The sequence below is a fragment of the Leptolyngbya sp. FACHB-541 genome (assembly GCF_014695875.1).
In the GTDB taxonomy this organism is placed as follows: Bacteria; Cyanobacteriota; Cyanobacteriia; order Elainellales; family Elainellaceae; genus JAAUTN01.
Genome location: NZ_JACJPC010000148.1, coordinates 108,467 through 123,945, shown reverse-complemented (window position 1 = coordinate 123,945; position 15,479 = coordinate 108,467). Strand labels below are relative to the sequence as shown.

14 protein-coding genes, 1 tRNA gene and 1 CRISPR repeat array are annotated in these 15,479 nt (G+C 45.2%); of the genes, 5 read left to right on the top strand and 10 right to left on the bottom strand.

Annotation, left to right across the window (positions count from 1 at the left end; translation table 11 throughout):
* Position 1: 1 nt before the first annotated feature.
* The 5 genes from H6G00_RS33390 to H6G00_RS33370 are packed head-to-tail and all read right to left on the bottom strand — an operon-like array spanning position 2 to position 4,935.
* On the bottom strand, positions 2 to 1,774 hold the full coding sequence (locus H6G00_RS33390) for an ATP-binding protein (protein WP_190800021.1): 1,773 nt from the start codon (positions 1,772 to 1,774) through the stop codon (positions 2 to 4).
* A 32-nt stretch (positions 1,775 to 1,806) separates the two neighbouring features.
* Complete coding sequence (locus H6G00_RS33385) at positions 1,807 to 2,871, bottom strand: hypothetical protein (RefSeq protein WP_190800020.1); 1,065 nt, start codon at positions 2,869 to 2,871, stop codon at positions 1,807 to 1,809.
* 29 nt (positions 2,872 to 2,900) lie between these two features.
* Complete coding sequence (locus H6G00_RS33380; RefSeq protein ID WP_190800019.1) at positions 2,901 to 3,668, bottom strand: ImmA/IrrE family metallo-endopeptidase; 768 nt, start codon at positions 3,666 to 3,668, stop codon at positions 2,901 to 2,903.
* Between the two features lie 18 nt (positions 3,669 to 3,686).
* Positions 3,687 to 4,280, bottom strand: coding sequence for a hypothetical protein (locus H6G00_RS33375; RefSeq protein ID WP_190800018.1), 594 nt, complete (start codon positions 4,278 to 4,280; stop codon positions 3,687 to 3,689).
* A gap of 1 nt (position 4,281) precedes the next feature.
* Entirely contained in the window at positions 4,282 to 4,935 is a 654-nt protein-coding gene (locus H6G00_RS33370) for a sigma-70 family RNA polymerase sigma factor (RefSeq protein WP_190800017.1), read from the bottom strand.
* 209 nt (positions 4,936 to 5,144) lie between these two features.
* Here H6G00_RS33370 and H6G00_RS33365 point away from each other — a divergent pair, with 209 nt between their 5' ends.
* From H6G00_RS33365 to cas12k, 5 genes are all read left to right on the top strand, one after another.
* A complete protein-coding gene (locus H6G00_RS33365) occupies positions 5,145 to 5,921 on the top strand; it encodes a DUF6884 domain-containing protein (RefSeq protein WP_190800016.1) in 777 nt (258 codons plus the stop codon).
* A gap of 103 nt (positions 5,922 to 6,024) precedes the next feature.
* Positions 6,025 to 8,166: an argonaute PAZ domain-containing protein gene (locus H6G00_RS33360; protein ID WP_190800015.1), complete on the top strand. Its 2,142-nt coding sequence runs from the start codon at positions 6,025 to 6,027 to the stop codon at positions 8,164 to 8,166.
* Between the two features lie 243 nt (positions 8,167 to 8,409).
* Positions 8,410 to 8,757 carry a DUF4011 domain-containing protein gene (locus H6G00_RS33355; protein WP_190800014.1) on the top strand — a complete coding sequence of 116 codons (348 nt, stop codon included), beginning with the start codon at positions 8,410 to 8,412 and terminating at the stop codon, positions 8,755 to 8,757.
* A 360-nt stretch (positions 8,758 to 9,117) separates the two neighbouring features.
* Positions 9,118 to 9,345 (top strand): ribbon-helix-helix domain-containing protein, encoded by a 228-nt coding sequence (locus H6G00_RS33350; protein ID WP_190800013.1) that lies wholly within the window; start codon positions 9,118 to 9,120, stop codon positions 9,343 to 9,345.
* Between the two features lie 189 nt (positions 9,346 to 9,534).
* On the top strand, positions 9,535 to 11,901 hold the full coding sequence (cas12k, locus tag H6G00_RS33345) for a type V CRISPR-associated protein Cas12k (protein WP_190800012.1): 2,367 nt from the start codon (positions 9,535 to 9,537) through the stop codon (positions 11,899 to 11,901).
* A 589-nt stretch (positions 11,902 to 12,490) separates the two neighbouring features.
* Positions 12,491 to 12,726: direct repeats of the CRISPR family, unit length 25 nt; unit sequence TCCTTGGCTAGAGGTGGTTAGAAAG.
* 434 nt (positions 12,727 to 13,160) lie between these two features.
* Here cas12k and H6G00_RS33340 read toward each other — a convergent pair.
* The 5 genes from H6G00_RS33340 to H6G00_RS33320 all read right to left on the bottom strand — a co-directional run bounded on the left by H6G00_RS33340 (position 13,161) and on the right by H6G00_RS33320 (position 15,299).
* Positions 13,161 to 13,232, bottom strand: a tRNA-Val gene (locus H6G00_RS33340).
* An 89-nt stretch (positions 13,233 to 13,321) separates the two neighbouring features.
* Entirely contained in the window at positions 13,322 to 13,777 is a 456-nt protein-coding gene (locus H6G00_RS33335) for a heavy metal-responsive transcriptional regulator (protein ID WP_190800011.1), read from the bottom strand.
* Positions 13,778 to 13,801: 24 nt separating this feature from the next.
* The gene (locus tag H6G00_RS33330; protein ID WP_190800052.1) at positions 13,802 to 14,101 is read right to left on the bottom strand and encodes a hypothetical protein; all 300 of its coding nucleotides are present in this window, start codon (positions 14,099 to 14,101) and stop codon (positions 13,802 to 13,804) included.
* 387 nt (positions 14,102 to 14,488) lie between these two features.
* Positions 14,489 to 14,659 (bottom strand): hypothetical protein, encoded by a 171-nt coding sequence (locus H6G00_RS33325; RefSeq protein ID WP_190644987.1) that lies wholly within the window; start codon positions 14,657 to 14,659, stop codon positions 14,489 to 14,491.
* Between the two features lie 124 nt (positions 14,660 to 14,783).
* A complete protein-coding gene (locus H6G00_RS33320) occupies positions 14,784 to 15,299 on the bottom strand; it encodes a hypothetical protein (protein ID WP_190800010.1) in 516 nt (171 codons plus the stop codon).
* Between the last annotated feature and the right edge of the window lie 180 nt (positions 15,300 to 15,479).

Sequence of the window (15,479 nt, the reverse complement as noted above, 5' to 3'; positions counted from 1 at the left end):
GTTATACCTCAGGAGTTTGATCGAATGATTTGCTGGGAGCGATGTCCTCCCGTCGCATTGCCCATGCTGGAAATGGCATCTTGACAAACATAGGTTGACGAAAAGTTGGCTGCATAACAAGTTTTTCGTCGGCTTTCAGAGTTCCTGCTTGTTGTCGTACTGATTTGTCCCAAGATTGCCACACTTTGTCTTGCAACTCAGCCGAGCCTGTACGCCCTAACACTCGAATTGCTGCATTTTCAATGACCTTGATTGATACCTGGGAAGCTAACTGTTGGGCACCAAACAACAAAACCCCTTGACTCCGCATTTCTGAAGCCACTTTGTCTAAAAGTTGAGTAATAGGATCTGTGCTATTACGTGGTGCAAAGCGGTTCAACTCATCTAAAACTAGAACATAGCGCAAGCTAGAAATAGTTCCCTTACCGCTTCGTGCCGCAACTACTTGTTTGGCAATAGAAGCTACAACAAAGCGTTGCAGAGAAGACGACAAAGCATGAATATCAATTACTTGAGGCGGAGAGTTTTTAGTGCGTGTGACTTTTAGAGGTTGTCCAGTAGGGAGATCACGTGGAAAGATGCTTTCACCTTCAGCTAGAATGTCCCATAGTCTTCGATATATAGCTCGCCAAGTGCCAGTTTGATGCATTTTCAGACCGCGATCGCCTTCTGATAAAGCGGCTTGATCACGTATCCATTGAAGGATCTCATTCCAATTTTTCGGTGCTGCGGATTTCAAGGTCTTGCCATCATTCTCAGTGAGGAAAGCGATGATATCGTAAACTAATGCCATCATTGCCGAACTAATTGAATCATCTCCGAATAAGTAAGGGAAAAGTTCCTCAGAGAGTACATCTGAAAGCGACCAAGAGTATGCTTTCGCCTTGCACCCATCAATTGTCGGAGTACTTGGTTTTCCTGGTTCTGTAGGGGCATAGAATTCAGCCCCTTTGAATGGCTCAGGTTTCACATCTAGTTTCTCCCAGTCACTCTTATATTTGTCTTCACTCTTCTGAAAGTCCTTGTTGGGGCGATCTATCCACATGAGATCCTCTCCCTTCACATTCAAAATGATAGGCACGATAAATAAGGGTTCTTTGCCTTTTTCAGGCTTTGCTTTAGGATCTGCTTCACTGAGCAGTAACTTGACTACAGCTAGGAGAAAACTGGATTTCGTTCCAGCGCCAGCCATTCCAGTCACATTTAAGTGACCGCCGTTGTCGCCTAAAAGATAAGCTAGGTCAATGCGAGCCAAACCTGCATCATTGCTACCCCCATTGCGTAACTGCCCAACCGCCATTGGTCGTTTCATCTCATCAAAACCATAGGAGATTGCAGCATCACTTTCATTGCCTAAGTAGACCTTACTAACCTCAATAGGAGGTGTCAAAACATCAGGCACAGTTCTCAAAACATTAACGTTGGCGTAAGTAACGCCTTCTGGCTTAAATTCTGGATCACTTGCAACTTCACCATCTAATACATCAAATTCTTCACCTATATCCCGTTTCCGGCTTCGGCGATGAACTTCTTCGATTACTCCATAGAATTTGATAGTTTGTCCATTGATAATGCTTTCAGCACGAACTAATTGAGTTTTTTCGACTAAGCGATCGCGCTGTACCCAAAAATAAAATTCTTCTGATGTTGATTCTAATTGTGGTGGAGAAGCAACACGACCAATCAACTCATCGTTAGGAACTTTCGCATTTTGAGGTGATTGCTCTGAGGTGCTATTGGTGGAGTCTTGTTGAAGTGGATCTTCTTTTGCCATATTACTTCTGTCTCCTTATTACGGACAAATGTTTACAATCCGGTGAGTCGGTAGAACTGGCTTTTCAGTGTGCTCATAGGTATCAAAAGAGAGCCTAAACTTTGTTCCCCTCGTACAATTGGGTGTAAAGAAACAGGTGCACGGTCATAACTACTTTCGCGACAACGATATTCATAAACAGTGCGTGACAAATGATTGATAAAGTCTTCTCCAAGCTTGTGTTTTTGAAACCATTTCAACGATGCTTCAACACGAATAAAGCCCCAACTTGGCATTGCTCTCCCCCCAGCAATACGAACAAACCAGGTAATTACTGGTAATCTGCGGTGCTCCGTTGGATAAGTCAAGGTGAATGCAGGTGTCCTTTGTCCAACTTCTAATTGCTGGTAAAGCATCCGAACACCTTGCGGGTGCATATAAAGTTTTCGAGGTGTTTTGATTACACCAAACGCAGGTGAATCTTCGTGGTGAAATCCTTCACTGCGGGGTTCAAGCCGCCCATCGACAACTGTCGGGACATCTGAATTCTGAGCAAGAGCAGCTTCCTCTAACTCAGTCATCTCGTTCATTGTTTTGTTATCGGCTGCCTTTCGCATTCTTTCGAAATCGTCTGAAGGCTTGTTTCCATCAGGTAGAGCATTTAGCAATCGAAACCCATGAGCCTGTAATCCAATCGCTAAATTTTCAACTTGATCCCAAGGGAAAAGATCAGATGCCATTGAGACAACCCGCTCGACAACATGAAAGTCACGGCGACACTCGCCATCTACTACTCGCATAACTACACTTCCAATTTGAGATAGTCGGACGGGGACTGGATAGCCAGTTGGAGAACATAGCCAGGCTACAGTTTCACCTACGTCTTTACCATCCACAAATCTTACTGGGCGATTTTCCCATTCACTCGTTTTCCAATGACTAAACATATTCAATGGAATTGGCTCCCATTTTGCACGAGGAGTTTCGTAGTCTAAGTTCGCTTCCTTTTCCCCCTCCCCCCCTTCCTCCGTCTCTACTGGTTCATCAATAAGCGGATCTGGAGGATTATATTGCTGTAAACGATAAGTTTCATTGTGTTTGAAGAAATCAATTCCCATACTTCGTCTCCACCGCAGTTAGTTGAGCTTTAGATGACAATCTTTTTTGGAAGCTGCAACTCTTGCAGGCGTCGCTTCACTGCCGGTGGGCTTACCAACAATTCAGGAGCTATACGTCCAGCCAATACTTCTCGCTTGCTACCAAACCGGCGATGATAGCGGGTAGCTAATGTTTCACAAATTTCTGTTGGCATTAAAAGTTCGGCTGCAAAGAAGTTTGCCTCCTCTTCCATTTGCGCTGGATTCCAAGCTGGTTCAGATTCATGAACTTCAACCACATCTAAAAACGTTAGTTGACCTAATGGTCTACCTTCCACGCCGTCTCCCACTTCGCCATAGACAAGTCCTTCTGCAATTACTCCTGTCTTTGATGAAGTATTTTGTTTCTCCTGTAATTTAGGAAGAAAGTGCAAGAAATAATGCCCTAGTTCATGTCCAATTGAAAATCGTCGGCGCGATATCGGATCAGATTGAGCAACCAGGATGCAACCATCTAATGATCCATCATCACTCTCATAAGCGTATAGAAAGCCAGCAAGGTTCTTCTCTGGATCTCCATCAAGCGTTATATGTTTGTTCATGTGCTCACTTAAAAACTGAGCAGCAGTTCGATAGGACAAAACTGGCACCTCTAGAACAAGAATGTTGGATAGGTGGTCAAGACTATTTACGATGTTAGAAAGTGGCACAATCCCAGAAGGTAATGAAGTTGGGTCAAATCCAGCTTCTTCATAGATTCGCCTTACACTTAATGCAATTTCGGCCTTACGCTCTTCACTTAGCGTTGATAATGACATAAACAAATTCCTTTCAATCTAGGAGTTGGGTTTGTGCTTCTTCTTAGCATTTCGTTTAGCAACTGCTTCGCGGGCAGCAGCCAATTGAGTTTGATTTTTTGCCTTCTCATGGCTACGTCCCATTCGCATAAAAATGGCTTTTTGCCGAAACAGTTGCCAGAAGCGATCGCTTGCCTCTATTTCAATATCCTTTGCAAGTTGTTTGAGCGATGGAAGCCCAAGGGTGGTTGGCAATGTCACAGAAATCTTTTGCAGGCGTTCCAAAGCTGGCTTATCTATTGATAAAACTTTAGGATCATCCTTCAAACTATGAGCAACATCACTGGTCGTTAAAGGTGTAGTATTTGAAATTTGTTCTTCAAATGCACTGGAAAGATGTTTGCGTAGAAGCTGACGGACAAGTTCTGCGTCAGTTGTCGTAAAAGTTAAATGTTCTTCCTCTTGGTAGGCGATATTAATATCAGCGATCGCTTGTTCTAGTTCTGGATCATCTATAGCCGCCTCTAGAACAGGCGTAAGAGATTCTAAATCTCCCTCATCAAGGGCTGTAACATATTGATAAATCAGGCGTTCACGCAAGAGAGAACTTTTGCCGGTATCGTTTCGTTGCATCTTAGCGCCCTCCCCCTAGCTCTTTTTGTCGAATCAACGCTTCGTGTAACTTCTTTCTGGCACGACTCAACCGAACATGAATTGCTCCAGTGCTAGTTCCTAATTCGGCTGCTAATTCCTTTCCTTGTAAATCCTCACCGTAAAACAACCTAAGAATTTCACGGTCATCCCCCTCAATAAGGGAAAGTAAATCGTCGAGCGTGGAGGAATCACATTTAGAGCGATCAGCAGCTTCATCAAGCAAATCGAACATTTCACTTTCAGATAAAAATCCTGTGTTACTCTGCTGAAGTCTTCTACGAATCTTGCCTAGATCGGCAATAGGAGTTACGTTATTACGCTCTTTAAGCTGTTGCTCTCCCCAATTCAAAACTATGTTCTTAGCAATGCCTAAAACCCAAGGTTTGGGAGAGCGGGTGGAGTCAAACTTATTGGCGAGTTTAAGCGCAGTTTCAATGGTTTCGTGAAGTATATCTCTGGCAGCAGCTTCAATCATTTGTGGTTCAATAGCAAGGTTGAGCTTATTGCAACGTTTGATTACAAAAATATGAATTGTTCCTTGAAGTTGCTGCCAGTCCTGTTGAATAGCATCATGAAGAATTTGCCGGCTCTGGCTATTGCCCCCGACCTCTGCTGAGCTAGTTTTTTGCCCCATCTGTCTGCTCAAGTCGTCCTCCTCAGGATTCCCTTATTAAGTAATTGCCGACACAGGGCGAAATCCTTACATGTTTAGAAAAAATTTTCTCCTCTCTGCTCCTCACTGCTTCCTCCCATGAGCTATCCCTATTTAAGTAATTGCCATGAGGCAGGCAAAACCTTACAGCTTGGAGAAAATTTTTATGAAATTTCTAAGGAGGCGTTGCGGTGCCTACTGAAAATCGACGACTATTGATAGTTTCCTGCTCCCGCCGTAAAACAGAAGGCTCTACTATCAAGCCTGCCCTAGAGCGATATGATGGTCCAGTTTTTCGCCTGCTCCGACGTTTTCTGCAAAGCCAGCAGGTCAAACAGCTATCTATATATATAGTGTCAGCAGAGTTTGGTCTCATTCCTTCAACCCAACCCATTCCTTTATATGATCGGCAAATGACTTTGCAACGAGCGCAGGAACTTGGCCCTGACTGCTTAACTAAACTAAAGTACCTCCTTAAAGAAAATTCATACCAGGAGATCTGTATCTGTGCTGGTCGAGTGTATCTTCAGGCAATGGTAGGTACGAAGCAATTAGTCCCCCAAGACATCAAAATACGGACTATCCAAGGTGGCTTAGGTAGACAACTGGCGGAATTACATGACTGGCTGTACGGTGAAACGATTCCATTGCCTTTGGTGCCCCCTATAAAACGGCAACAGCATCCACGCTTACGAGGAGTCACAGTTAACCTTACGGCAGAGCAAATTTTAGACCTTGCCCAACAAAGATTAATAAAAGACGATAAAGGGGCAAACCATTACCATTCATGGTACGTCCTTGTTGGAGAACAGCCTGTTGCAGCGAAATGGCTTGCCAGTCAAGTAACAGGTTTATCTGTCAGTACATTCACAGCAAGCGAGGCACGAAGGTTGCTGGCACAGCTAGGTATTCAGGTCATGCGCGTCGATAGACAACCTGTTCTGAATCCAGGTTGTCTAGAGCAATAAAACAAAAGGTGGTGGAAGAAGTAGCCCTAATTTTTTCTTTCTACCTGTAAGGTTTTAACCCCCTCTCGGCAATTAAGTAATAGATGCCTTTAGAGGAGGACACATGACTGAAGCCGTAGAAGTATGCTTAAACCGCTTTCCTGTCCGCCAATTGAACCAATCTGACCGAACTGTCTGGATTTATAGTTATCGATTTGAGCAACCGCCAGAACCAGAAGCCATCTACCAATCTACAGGAAAGATTTTATGGCAGATCAAAACGCCTGGAGCGAGACTAGGCTCTACACTGGCCGTTCAATCCGCACTTAAACCGGAATACATGCAGGGAGAGGGATGGGCATTACAACTGCTCGGTCAGCAGGAACTGAACCCCGAAATCTCCTCAGAGCGACGAGTTTTAGAGCAGATAGCGCGCCGCGATTTAGAACAGAAGTTGCGGGGAAGTAAAAGTAGGAAAATCGAGCGCAACGCAGGCAAAGGTTTAATTTGGTGGAATGATCAGCGCGTGGAGCAGGCAGGCGATGGTTGGCAAGTTCATAGTGGGGTGCTACTTGATGTTGTGATTGACGTAGGTGGGCTTCTCCTTCTAGAAATTGATAGCCATTACCGGTTCTACACACCTTGGACATTACAAGACTGGATAGAAGCTCACCCAGAAGCGCCCCTTGATTATCTACGGAATACTTACAATGAAACTTCTTGGAGATTCATAAGAATTAGTGAAGAGAGTCCAGAGGGACTTATTATTCCAGAATTGGGCATCAGTTTGGCAGATTACCATCGGCAAAAAAATGTAACTGAGGCAGAAATCGCTCACTCATCGGTAGTGTACGTCAGAAGTTCTAAGCGTGGGCTACAAAACCGAGAGATTGCTCATCTCTCATGTCGTTTGCGTCCTAGTATTTCAATGGAAGTATTGAGTTACTTGGTTGAGCAAAATCAACCTGATGCAGCCAAAGTCTTCAACCAAGTACGGAAACCCATCAATGATCGTCTTCAGAAGGGGGCTGAAGTTGCAAAGTGGCTGATTCAGAATGTTTATGGACTACAGGTTGTCGATGATATAAAGCCTCAATCTGTTACCGGATTTCGCTTTGAAAAAGATGCACTCCTTGTACAAAAGGGGACTGTTAGCCGACCAGAGGCGGTACTTCAACGTGGGTGTTTACGGGCGGGAGAACTTAAATTTGGCTGCCTGGATTTAGTTGGAACGGACGGATGGGCACCACTCATCAAACAGCAGCTTCTGTCAGTAGCACAAGCGAGCGGTGTAACCCTTGATTTAACAACCACAAAATATCGACAAGACTTGCCAGAGCGAGACTTGGCTCGACGCCAGTTTTGGGCAGAGTTGGGGCAGAATAGTGTCCGCACCATTTTGGTTATTACAAAGTGGTTAGGTGACAAGGAGAAGATGAGACTCCGCTGTGAGGCTCTGCAAGCAGGGATAGCCTTGCAGTTTATGTTACCAATGACCAATCCCAATAGATTCCGGGCTGCCAATATTACTCTTGGACTGTTGGTCAAAGCAGGATGGCAACCTGTTGGTGTAAAAATGCCAGATCATCCCAAGGTAGCTGAATTGACGATCGGCTTTGATGCGGGTGCTAACAGTAGCTTGTTCTATGGCACGAGTGCTTTTGCAGTACTTGCTAATGGTCAGAGTTTAGGGTGGGAAATCCCGGAAGCGCAGCCTGGCGAAAGGTTTTCTGGAAGAGCGATATGGCAAGCTGTTCTCAGCATCGTTGCACGCTTTGAGCGATTGGTAGACCGGAAACCTCGACGAATTCTGTTACTAAGAGACGGCTTTGTTCGGGATGATGAGTTTGAACTCACAATTCAAGAACTGGAAGAGGAAGGAATTGCCGTCGATCTGTTGGAGGTGCATAAATCTGGTGCTGGCCGAATGGCGATCGCTCTTCCAAATGGCAGTTACCAGGATGCACCCCCTGGTGTGGGTGTATCACTAATTCAAGATCAGTCTTTCCGCTTAATCACGACGCAAGCAAAAGCTGGGGGAAGTGCTCGTCCATTGGAAATTGTAAGAATTCACGGCGATGCACCTCTAGCTCTCCTAGCAACAGAAATTTTTCGTTTAAGCCAGTTCCACCCAGCCAGTAGCTTCATCCCCAGTCGCCTGCCCATGCCATTACATTACGCTGATCGCATGATCAAGGAGGTGCAGCGTCTTGGTCAGGTTGGAGTTTTGCACAACGTTGATCGGCAGAAGATTTTTGCTGCCTGAACAATTGTTCTTTAGGTTGCCAGAGTAAGTTTGGGAAAACTAGGATGGGAGCAATTTACTCAAGATCTCCTGCTCCCTGAAGGCTTCAATACTTCTGAGGAATCTTTAGTATTCAATAAGACTGCGACCGTAGAAAATTGTCCCCTATTGACTTAGCTCTCCGAGCATCTTCTACCACTGTTATGCATTAGGAACTTAAGCGGGAATCTCAAATAACAACGGATCATCTGGTCGCTCAGTATCTTGGAAAAACTCCGCCTCCGCCTACTCGACCTGAGTGGTCGCAATCGGCTTCTAAATTTCAAATTCTCGGAACGCTCCCGCACCCAGGTTAGGTTGGTTGATGAATTGCCTGATCAGGTTTTCGAGAAGTTGGAAAGGGGTACTGCACTGACGATCGCCTTGCTACCAAAGCCTTCAGAGCATCCAAGAGATGAAGATGATGATGCCTTTCGCCTCCTGCTTGAAGCAATGCGGGATGCAGATGAGGAATATATGGCTGCGGTTGCATCCCTTGATGAAGCTGACCGTGACTCAGAAGAGTTCCAACGAATTGAGCGGGAACTGCGGGATAAAGAACGGTGCTCATGACGAGGATGCTGACGGGACATTGAGCCAGAAGGTTACTCCATTTAAGCCGAAGTGATGGAGCGATCGCTAACATCGCCAAACAGCAGTCGATAGAACCGCGATAGCAAATTTTCTCCCTGTAAAGGTAAGGAGGGGATTCCCGCGGGTCGCAGTACTGAAAGACTGTCTATTTTCTGCAATACTGCTGATCGTTCCACTGAACAAAAAGCATGGGAGCTAAGCCAGGTCGGGATTCTAATCCACCCCTGGCTCAGCTCTTCTAACCTTACAAGCTATTTAGCCTCTAAGTGACTAACGTTAAACCACCTAGAGGCTATATGGCATCTAATTTGCTGTACAATATAAATAGGTAGAGGTCAAATGCCTAAGAGAGGGCAGAAGAAGCTTCGGGGTCAACCAGAGATCTATGACGAGGTAAAAGGGCAGGTGAATCTATCACTGACCAGATCGGGAGTTCAGGGTATTGATGAACTGGCAACCGCAATGGGGCTGTCCAGATCCGAATTTGTTGAGCAGATTGGACGACAGCTAATCTCTGTAGTGTCTTTGGAGGATAGAGAAGCTATAAAAAAGCCTTACAACAACTGATTGCTACTGCACAAGATGAACTTGTGGGGCAGAATTTGTTGGAGGGACGCAAGGGGGAGGGCGATCGCGCTACCCTTCTGCAACAGGAAATAGCCCAGTGGCAACAGTTGTTGTCAAAGTTAGGTGATTAATTTGAGTAGAGGTATCCCGACAAGACTACAACCACTTATCTAGCCAGGAGATTTGAGGATGGAAACTCCCAGGACGATTGAAGCTCTGCTCATCCCCAGTGAATGGAATCCTCCCATTGAGGAGGATTCTGAGCCTTCTGAGGCAAATAATCTTGAGTCGATCGCGGTTGCTAGCGAAGCCGCAAGAGACCTCGTCTTACAGTTGGCGCTGGCTAGTACGAGATTATGCAAGGAGTTGAATGAGCAAATCGGTCAGCATCCTGACTTCGAGGAGTGGAAAGAAAATAGAAAGATTCCTCCTAAAATACTCAAAGAGATTTGGAATTCGCTGAGGGCTACATCTTCCTATGGAAACGTCCCGTATGAAGATATACCGGAGCGTTTTGCCCGTTCTGCTTGGCTTAGGATTGAGAGTATTTATGCCAGTTGGTTCAAGACTCAAGCCAAGCTTCTAACCAGATATTATGGCTTAAAACGTTGGCTGGATATTGTGAAAAGTGATAAAAAGCTGGCTGAAATTTGTGGGTGTTCGATCGAGCAGATTCAAATGAGAGCTAGCCAACTTCTGGCTGAGGCTAGGGTTCGATTAAAGGAAAAGAGGCAAGCTGAGAAAGCAGAAGGTAAAGACAAGAAGCAATCCCAGAAAGGTAAAAAACGCTCAAAAGCGATCGAGGAGCCAGCTTCTACTGCTGAATCAGACAATCAGTCACACAAAGACCCAGAATTAGAAACAGAACATACTCTAACTGATGAACTGTTTGATACTTACTTTGAACTTGTTAAAAGTCGCAGCAGTCTTCGCGATCAGTGTGCAATCGTTCATCTAATCAAAAATGGATGCAAGATTGCATCTGAGCCAGAAAATATAAAAGAGTTTGCAAAAAAATGCCAGGGGAAACGTACGCGGCTTGAGCGCACTGAGAAGCAGTTATCTGACAGAATTCCCAGAGTTAGGGATTTAGGCGAAGAAGCCGAAAGAGCATTCTCTAACGGAATCGAGAGAGTTCCCCTAGATAATGCTGAATTTGAGGCACAGCTAGCTGACTTTCAGAGGAAGCCAAATCCCCTGCCTTACGCGGTCTTATTCTATAGTGGAGATGATGTTGAATGGCATTTACTTAAGCGGAAAAATCCAGCCACTCACGTTCTTGAGAAGCGGATATTCGTTAAGTTTAAGGGATTGAAAAAGTATCTGAAAAGCCGAATAAGAAAGGAATTAGAAAAGCATATAGAAGAGCATCTGATAGAGCTAGGATTGAAACTAAATGATATAAGATGGAGGATTGCCAAGCGGAAAAATAAGACTACCCAAAAGCTCGAGTATTACATTTCCTTTGGGCTTAAGCAGCCAAATACGGGACTCACAAGACAGTTAAGGGAACGATTTGAGAAAATTGATCTGAAGAACAAGTACAACACACGAAAAGAATATGTTTTTGAAGTCTGTTGTGGTCAACGACAACTTCAAGATTTTCAGATATTTCTACAGGATTGGCAAACTTATTCAGCTAACAGAGACGAGTATTCCATCGATGCATTTGCTTTCGAGGCTGCTGCATTGGTGTGGGAGCGATCTGTCGAGAATGGTATTTCTACACTTCAGCTTTATCTGAAATGTACTTTGGATCACAAGCAGCTAACGGCTGAAAGTGCTGAATCTGTCAGAAACAAGGAGATCTCAAAGCTCACTAAAAAAATTGCAAATTTTGAGGAGTATCAAACTAGAGGAGAAAGTCTGACAGGTGAACAACAGACAGATCTTAAGAGAGCAAGAAGCCAGTTGACGGCTCTCGGTAATCCTTACCCACGCCCCTCTAAACCTCCTTATCAAGGGAATCCAAACATTATCGTTGGTGTATGCTTTAGTCGAAAAGAAGTTGCTACTGTGGCGGTGGTTGATTGCTCAACTCAAAAGGTGCTTGCTTATCGCAACGATCGCCAACTTCTGGGTGATGATTATAAACACTTAGCTGCCTATCGGCTTGAACAGAGGAAGAATGCGAATGAACGCCATAAGCAACAAAAGCGAGGCAAAGTCAGCACATTGTCAGAATCAAATAAGGGCAAGCATCTTGACCGCGTGATAGCGAAAAGAGTTGTAGAGGTAGTTCAGGAGTTTAAAGCCGGAAGCCTTGCAATGCCTGATTTAACAGATACAAGAGAAAGTCTTCAAGCAGAGCTTGAGGCAAAGGCGGTAGGGAAATACCCAGGAGATAGAGCTAAACAAAAGGAGTATGAGAAGCAGTACAAAATCAACCTGCACAGATGGTCCTACGGTAGGCTAATTGAATCTATTAAACAGCGTGCAAGCAAACTTGGTATTCCTATTGAACAAGGACAACAACCAGACGAAGGTGACCTTCAGGAGAAGGTAGTGCAAATTGTCTGGTCTGCTTATCATGCTCGACAAGACACAGGAACCTGAAACACCCTTGCATCGAACCTTGACAATACAATATATTATGCTCTAGCGCCTCCAATCAGGTAGAAGGCACCTGAAGAAGAGGAAATGGGTGGGTTTCCATCGTAAGGTGGTTCTTTTCGACCCTGGTAGTACAACTCTTTTAGAGTTCGCCTGCACCTGAAGCTGCCTAGTTAGGACAATTGTCTCAATTAGAGACGTGCGTTGAGATTAGGGATTAAGTGTACGAACGAATTTCCGATTCTATTAGTATACGTAGGTCGCTCCCATGCAAACAAGGTGCAGTTCTCAGAAATGGGGACAACTCTCAGAAATGAGGGTAGGGACTGTATCCTAAGGCGGCTACTGAATACGCTTACTGGGCTTGCTCAGTGAGTATCCACCAAGCCTTCACCTGACAAACCGAAGCGGGGTCTAAACCCCGGTGGGTTTGCCAAATTTGTTCAAACCCTTACGTAGCTGGCGATTTGTCTATTTTTGGCTTATTGGATACTAATCACAGAATGAGTAAAAAGATTAGTATTTATGCAGATGAAAATACTTTGCAGGATTACGTGAATAACTAGCTTACAGTAAGGGCTTGAGCAGCCGGGGTTTCCATCGACTCCTTGGCTAGAGGTGGTTAGAAAGGCGAAGGAATAAATGTCCGTGCGAAGGAATAAATGGTTTCCATCGACTCCTTGGCTAGAGGTGGTTAGAAAGCATTCGGTTTCAATGCTCCAGCCCTTTTGCGGACGAGTTTCCATCGATTCCTTGGCTAGAGGTGGTTAGAAAGTCCAAGCCTTGAGATGGTTTCCATCGACTCCTTGGCTAGAGGTAGCAGAGGGATTTCATGAGTCTAAGAACGCTAACCTTGATATCTCAGTTATTCCATAGACTTTGAGCTATTGGCACAAACTGCACGAATTGAATGAGTTATCCATTTTCCGCTTCAATCCTCGAAAACTCCGGCATCAACAATGGTGGATAGAAAGGCGCACTTCCTTCGCATAGCAAGGACTTAGGCAAACTGCTTCTTTCTAAAGTTAGGCAAGAGCTTATAAGGTCAAATCCTCAAGAATCGATGCTTCAGAGATTATTCTCTGACAAAAGCCATGAAAAACTGGCTTTTTGTACTCAAAATAGCGACAGTCTTCAGGCAGTAGCTTGAAACGCTTGGAAATTCGTTCTTCTAAATATTCTTTGACAAGAGCTATAGAAAACTGACAAATAGCTCTGGAATGTACACTTGCAGAGACCGCTTTTCAGGAGTTTTAATCGTATGGGCGATACTGGATTTGAACCAGTGACCCCTTCCGTGTGAAGGAAGTGCGCTACCACTGTGCTAATCGCCCACTGTTAGATGATTTTTGTAACCGTTCTTCAGTATATCTTGAAAAGATGGAATTCTGAGAACATTTGCGGTGTCCCTGTAGGTGAGAGGTCAAAAATTCGGCTTTTCAAGGGACTGCTGAAGATTTGGGCAAATGGTTTGAGCCATTCGATTGCTATTGGGGTATTCCTCCCATCCGGACAAGATGCCCTGCAGCTCAAACTTTAAAGTTTCCAGTGCTTCAATTTGTTCCGTGATTGACTGCACCTTGGCTTGCAGGTGTTGTTTTACTTCACCACAAGGCAACTGTCCTTCATCGTGAACAGCTAAAATTTGGTGAATTTCGTTAAGGCTCAGCCCAAGTGACCGTGCGCGTTTGATAAACGCCAATCGGTTCAAAACCTGGCGGTTAAACAGACGATAGCCGGATTCGGAGCGATCTACCGTTGGCGCTAATAGCCCGATTTCTTCGTAATAACGAATGGTTTTGACGGGTAAACCGCTGCTAGAAGCGACTTCACCAATTTTGAGGAACTTCTCTTGAGGTGCCAGAGTGCGGCTTGTCATGGTGTCTGACCTGATAAAAATATTTCAGGTTCGGCGAGGCGGAGTTTTGCGAGACATACTCAATGTGGGAAGCTGAGGGCGAGAGGAATGCCCCGGCAGGTAATGAATCGGTGCGCTACTCGGAATCTCGATTTTGCTTTGACGAATCTTCCACCAGCGCAGGGCGATCGCCACGCCAACAAGTCCTACGCCCAAAAGCATGAGAGAGAGGTGATCGCCCACGCCACCAATTACTGCATCCACAGCCCCGACCGTAATAATAAAGCTTGAAATAGGTTCCTTACGATATCCAGACTTCAGCATCCGTGACCAGAGTAAGTTCATTGCGGCTCGCTTGTCTTCAAAATACGCCTTTGATTCAGGCAATCTATTTAAGATCTATAAGAGAGATCTACACCGTCTATCCACCTGTGAACTCTTTATCTCTAAGCTAGCTCATCAAGCAGAGCAAATTATAGGAAATATAAACAGACAAATAAAGTTCACTGGAAACGGATTACTCGTTCTACCAATCGGCAAACCATTTGAAGAGCAAGCTAACAATGCTTCAGCAAGGGCAAACGATTGTTCACCCCTAAGCATTGCTGAATGCGGGTCTGCTTCACAGATCTCAATTTCCTCTGTAGGGCATGGCATGTCCATGCCCCTACTCATACATCAGATCAGCAATGCTCACCCCTGCGAAGGTAAAATTCTTTTGCCCAAACCGATTTAGTACAGACCTAACCAGGACAGCAGCCCTTGCCCAGTAACGTATTCAATAGCTAGCGTCAAAACGAAACCAATCATAGCGGCGCGCCCGTTCAAACGTTCTGCGTAGTCGTTAAATCCAAACTTTGGTTCTTCTAGCTTGGGAGTGACAGTGGGTTGAGGTTGGGTCATCGTTTTGTTACAACTCTTTGCATTACTTACATATTCTATAGCAATACGATTGGTTGCGATTGTCGGGGGCAGAAGAAGCCGATTCCTCCAACCGCAACTCTTTTAAGAATCAAAGAGACCTAAATCATTCTGCGTCATCGCTGACATCTGGCTCGACCGGTTGAGCTGAAGGTTGCGAGGGTGTTGATGGTGGGGTTGGCGCAGCAAAGGAAGCAGCAGGCGGAGGTGATTGATAAGGTTCTGGTGAGGAACTGACAGGTGAGGGTTTAGCTGGCAATGCTGCGGACTGGGTGGGCTGTTCCGCTGGAAGTCCCAACTGTTCTTTTGCTTGGGAGAGCGTAAAACCAACACTATTCTTTCCGGCTGACAGTAAGGCTCTGCCTGCCTCGGATACAACCCGATCTGGGCTGGACTGCTCGATGCCAGATAACCATGCTCGAAAGTTGCTGCCTAGCTGCACAGAGGTTTTCCAAAACCATTCAAAAGCAACAAGAAATAAGCAAATTAGCAGCCAGAGTAATGTCGCTGTTTCTTTCAGAAGATCCCCAGTGAGCAGGGCTGCCTGCTGATAGGTTGCACCTGTTTCGGGTGCAGACAGGCGCTGCCAGAGATGAGCAGCTTGAGCTTGAATTTTATCCATTAGATGCCTCTATCTAACTTAAGGATTTATGGAAAGGTGAGGCGGGCGATCGCCCAACCCCTTGAAGGCTGTCAACTTACGATTGATATCTTAGCCACATCCTGTCCCTGATTTGTCTATTGGGGTAAAACTCTCTGACACAGCGGGTCATCTGATGAGGTGACTTCAAAAACCCAGGCT

Bases quoted from the DNA above. Each gene is read 5' to 3' on its own strand.
- H6G00_RS33390 (WP_190800021.1), bottom strand. From the start codon at position 1,774: ATGGCAAAAGAAGATCCACTTCAACAAGACTCCACCAATAGCACCTCA.
- H6G00_RS33350 (WP_190800013.1), top strand. From the start codon at position 9,118: ATGCCTAAGAGAGGGCAGAAGAAGCTTCGGGGTCAACCAGAGATCTAT.
- H6G00_RS33320 (WP_190800010.1), bottom strand. From the start codon at position 15,299: ATGGATAAAATTCAAGCTCAAGCTGCTCATCTCTGGCAGCGCCTGTCT.
- H6G00_RS33325 (WP_190644987.1), bottom strand. From the start codon at position 14,659: ATGACCCAACCTCAACCCACTGTCACTCCCAAGCTAGAAGAACCAAAG.
- cas12k (WP_190800012.1), top strand. From the start codon at position 9,535: ATGGAAACTCCCAGGACGATTGAAGCTCTGCTCATCCCCAGTGAATGG.
- H6G00_RS33335 (WP_190800011.1), bottom strand. From the start codon at position 13,777: ATGACAAGCCGCACTCTGGCACCTCAAGAGAAGTTCCTCAAAATTGGT.
- H6G00_RS33380 (WP_190800019.1), bottom strand. From the start codon at position 3,668: ATGTCATTATCAACGCTAAGTGAAGAGCGTAAGGCCGAAATTGCATTA.
- H6G00_RS33330 (WP_190800052.1), bottom strand. From the start codon at position 14,101: ATGAACTTACTCTGGTCACGGATGCTGAAGTCTGGATATCGTAAGGAA.
- H6G00_RS33385 (WP_190800020.1), bottom strand. From the start codon at position 2,871: ATGGGAATTGATTTCTTCAAACACAATGAAACTTATCGTTTACAGCAA.
- H6G00_RS33370 (WP_190800017.1), bottom strand. From the start codon at position 4,935: ATGGGGCAAAAAACTAGCTCAGCAGAGGTCGGGGGCAATAGCCAGAGC.
- H6G00_RS33360 (WP_190800015.1), top strand. From the start codon at position 6,025: ATGACTGAAGCCGTAGAAGTATGCTTAAACCGCTTTCCTGTCCGCCAA.
- H6G00_RS33375 (WP_190800018.1), bottom strand. From the start codon at position 4,280: ATGCAACGAAACGATACCGGCAAAAGTTCTCTCTTGCGTGAACGCCTG.